We start from the raw sequence: 3,681 nt of genomic DNA on the forward strand, positions 1-3,681 counted from the left end.
AACAGACATCTTTGCTGCTGACTCTGCAAAGTTAAACAACTCATCCTTTGCGATGCCGTTTCGAGCACCCTCGGCAATGATTGCAGAAAGACCTTCTTGAGTAACACCCAGTTTAGGCGCCTCAATAACAATCCTTTTCTTCATCACCTCCAGCTCTTCATCGCTTGCATCATTCACCGCTTTTTTCACATCAGCAAACGCTGATTCAAAATCGACAGCAAACTTAATCGGCACTGCCAGAACAGCACCCTTCATTGCCAAATCTAACGCATCGCCCCCTAATTCAGAGCGAGCCATCTTATTCGACTCTATCTTTGCAGATGCAGCCTGAACCGATTTCAACTTGGCTTTCTGCTTATCCAGTGCAGCGTTCGCAGCAGTAATATCACGCTTGAGCTGACGTTGTGTTTCACAAAACTTATGCGCCTGAATACCAGACTCATTTAACTTGGATTTCAGGCTATGAAGCTTCGTTCTCTGAACATCGTAATGCTTGGTGAGCTTTGAAACTTCACTGCGTGATTTATTATAAGCAGCCTGAGTTTTACTTAGCTGCTGCTGATGTTCGTTGAGATTAGCTGTGTTGAGTTTAACTTCTTTACGAGCTTCTTTAATTGCTGTTCGCAAAGCTTTACTCGGTTGTTCCGTTGCTCTCATTTGAGCTTCAAGGTTTTGAAGCTTAATTTGAGAACTGGTAACCGCTGACTCGTAGCCTTTCGTTTGAAGACTAAGCTCCTTTGTCGCTACAGCTAACCGCTCCGCTTTAACTTTAGCCGAGCCCATTTGAGCTGACGTTTCAGTTAAATCACGCTTAACACTCGCGTAAGATTTAAGGCTGGCAGCACTGGCATTGAGCTTTTTTATCTCAGCCGAATGAGCTTTAACATCCTCAGTCAGTGAGCCAAACGATGTTCTGGCCGCCTTGATAGGCACTGAGTATTGATCAATCGCTGCAATTGCAACTTGATACTTTGAACGATTGCTCATTGTTGCTTCAACCTTTCAATTGCCAAATAAAAACGCCGCACTGCCACGTCTGCTGGTAGTGCGCCTATTTGCTCATCGTTATATGGATAAACGAGCGGCAGATAATCACAGAGCGCTTCTATATCTTTGTCTGAAAGAAGCCTGCCTGCTGGTTTAAAAAATTATCAATATTGACCTGCAATTGATTCCAATCCGGCATAAACAACTTGTCTACTTCGGTTTCGCTTAATCCTGAACAAGCATGAGTGATAAACGCCTGCTTTTTCTTATCCGTAGGCTGAGACTTGTAAATCTTACGCGTTCTCACAGATGGCACTTTTAATTCGATTTCAGTAATCGTACGACCATCATCAGCGACGATTGGCAGAGCCAGTTGAATTTTCTCACTGCCGATTTCAATTCCTAGCAACCAATCCGGTGAGTTCTTCGTAACCAAGCTGAAAATGATTTTTTCTATAGAGTTAAAATCTGGTGTAGATAGCTTATCAAACGTCTTTTCTGAAATGCCTGTTAACGCCAACGTGAACTCTTCAACCACAACATCCTGATCGTCTTGTTCAACATCGACACTGCTATAAATACTGAACGTCAAAGGTTCAAAAGTTAGCGAGGTAATTTCAGTATCATCAACGGTGATTGGATGAAGAAGATTGTGCGTAATTGGTGCAAGCTTTAGTTCTGTTTTCTTTTTGTTTTCAATTTGCAGAGTCATAAATTTTCTCCAAAAAAAGGCTCCCCTTCGGGAGCCAACTAGCTAGAAATTTGGAATGGGTCCACGGACACAATTAGCCGCGACCGAGATTGCTGCGATGCTTCGCCATGATGTCACCTTTACCCAAATCGATATATTGGGTATCTAAGTTAATGTCATAACGGATCTTGCCATCTTCAGTGTGCTTATAGATACGAGGCGCGAATTCAATCGTAGTTTCAGAGATTGCTTGCGATACTCGTGAGCCATCATCGACTTTGTTGATATCAGCCGTGTAAGAACAATGCTCAGCAAATACATTGCCATCTTCATCCTGATAAGAGGCTTTCACGTCAATCTGAACGCGCTCATCTTCTTCAACACCATAAGCCTGTAGTGCTGGTGCCGTTGCACCCTTAAGCTTTAATGTTCCGTTACCGACCGTAACACCCGTACGCTTTTTAGTGGACGCATAGCGCCCACCTTTCGCGTCTTCTGTTTTACGCTCTACCACTGGGGGGCGTATGTTCTTCTAACTCACCGAAGAACTTTGTGACCTTCGAGCACAACTTCGCCATTACTAATGTGCGTTGACCTGCCATTACAAGATCTCCGAGATAAAGTTGTCGATAATGCCGATGTCCTCAATGAGTGGTAAACCATGTGCTCATTTGGTGGGAAGCCAGCATAACGAATTGCGATGTACCAAGTACCGTTGCGGTAGGTTTCAGCCGTATTAAGCTCAGGATGAAGCGATACTTCCATACCGATCACTTCTTCATTCGCTTTTAGCTGAGCACCCCATGCGTTCAGTTTTGAAATTTCTTGTTCCATGAACGATGTGTCGAGATTTTCTGCCATCACCTTTTGCGCAGACTTTTTCAGCTTGCGACAAATGGCTTGCTCCAAACACACTTGATTAATAAAGCGACCTGAAAGCGTGCGGTTACCGAGCAGTGAAATACCGCCCAAGTCCGTTTTGCCGAAGTAGCAAATTCCGTGACGGTTCAACAGATCACCCTCGGTCGTGGCATCAAGAATGTCGTAAGTAATGTCACGCTGTACACCTTGAGCGTATGTGCCTTTGTTACCAGGTGATTCATGCAATGCCACGCCTGCATGACAGCCAACCGAAAGCACCGATGGTGGCACGTATACATTCGCACCAGCCGCCTTTGAATAAATGCTTGGCTGTGGGTCAATCAAGGCTGCAATATCGTAACCTGTATCTTTAGTGGCCAACGTCAATGAATAATCAATGACCGCTTTAGTGCTGGTTGATAAGCCATCTAAGTGAGGGAACGCCATCAATTTCAAAGCTTCCGCTACAAGTGCATCAGATGCTGGTTTTTGATGAGTGTAACCCGGTGCCGCGATGATCGTCGGGGATTCAGTACACAGCGAAATAGCCGCAATACCTGTGCGCTGACCAGTACCCACATCAATACCGCCGATTACGTTGTTAAGTGTTTCAGTAGCATCCACACCTTCCGGTACCACGATTACATACTGAGGTACCGAAACTTTCTTCAAAGTTTCAGTTACGGCGTACCATAGCCAACCCCCTTCTTCACCAGTTGTATCCAGCTTTGCTGCATCAGTGGTATTAGCTACGCGAAATGGCACATTGAAAGGCACATCTGTATGCTTGTCCGGTGCTGTACCTACCCAACAAACGATATGTTGACCCAACGGCCCCGTTGGAGCTGGCAAGGCTTTCTTCACAATAGAAATACCATTGTGAACAAATTGAGGAATTAACATAAATTATTTGCTCTTTACCGTGGTTTTAATTGCAGTCGCTTTCTTTGAAATACGACCGTTAGTGAGTAGGGCTTTTGCCTCTTGTGGAAGAAGTTCTAGCTCTTGGCCTTTGGTTGTCCAATGACCTTTATGCCAAGGGAATGGAAGCTCTACGATGTAGATTTCGCGCTTCGCCTTAGATATTGGTTTTGCTTGGTGCATAACGGCTCCTAACAAAAAGCCCTGCACTAACGCAGAGC

At 44.8% G+C, this 3,681-nt stretch carries 5 protein-coding genes; all 5 read right to left on the reverse strand.

What is annotated here, in order from left to right; all coding sequences use genetic code 11:
* On the reverse strand, window positions 1–987 hold a 987-nt coding region (locus tag AND4_RS18380), incomplete at its 3' end, for a phage-related tail protein (RefSeq protein WP_009844489.1).
* Between the two features lie 118 nt (window positions 988–1,105).
* Window positions 1,106–1,699, reverse strand: coding sequence for a phage tail assembly protein (locus tag AND4_RS18385; RefSeq protein WP_009844490.1), 594 nt, complete (start codon window positions 1,697–1,699; stop codon window positions 1,106–1,108).
* A 73-nt stretch (window positions 1,700–1,772) separates the two neighbouring features.
* On the reverse strand, window positions 1,773–2,192 hold the full coding sequence (locus tag AND4_RS18390) for a phage major tail tube protein (protein ID WP_009844491.1): 420 nt from the start codon (window positions 2,190–2,192) through the stop codon (window positions 1,773–1,775).
* A gap of 23 nt (window positions 2,193–2,215) precedes the next feature.
* Window positions 2,216–3,442, reverse strand: a complete 1,227-nt coding sequence (locus AND4_RS18395; protein WP_009844492.1) for a tail protein — start codon at window positions 3,440–3,442, stop codon at window positions 2,216–2,218.
* Window positions 3,443–3,445: 3 nt separating this feature from the next.
* Window positions 3,446–3,681: hypothetical protein (locus AND4_RS18400; protein ID WP_009844493.1), on the reverse strand; the 236-nt coding region annotated here is incomplete at its 5' end.

Source organism: Vibrio sp. AND4, assembly GCF_000171815.1.
Taxonomy (GTDB): domain Bacteria; phylum Pseudomonadota; class Gammaproteobacteria; order Enterobacterales; family Vibrionaceae; genus Vibrio.

What these genes read in the sequence shown, in the direction of transcription:
- AND4_RS18385 (WP_009844490.1), bottom strand. Translation starts at nt 1,699, where the DNA reads ATGACTCTGCAAATTGAAAACAAAAAGAAAACAGAACTAAAGCTTGCA.
- AND4_RS18395 (WP_009844492.1), bottom strand. Translation starts at nt 3,442, where the DNA reads ATGTTAATTCCTCAATTTGTTCACAATGGTATTTCTATTGTGAAGAAA.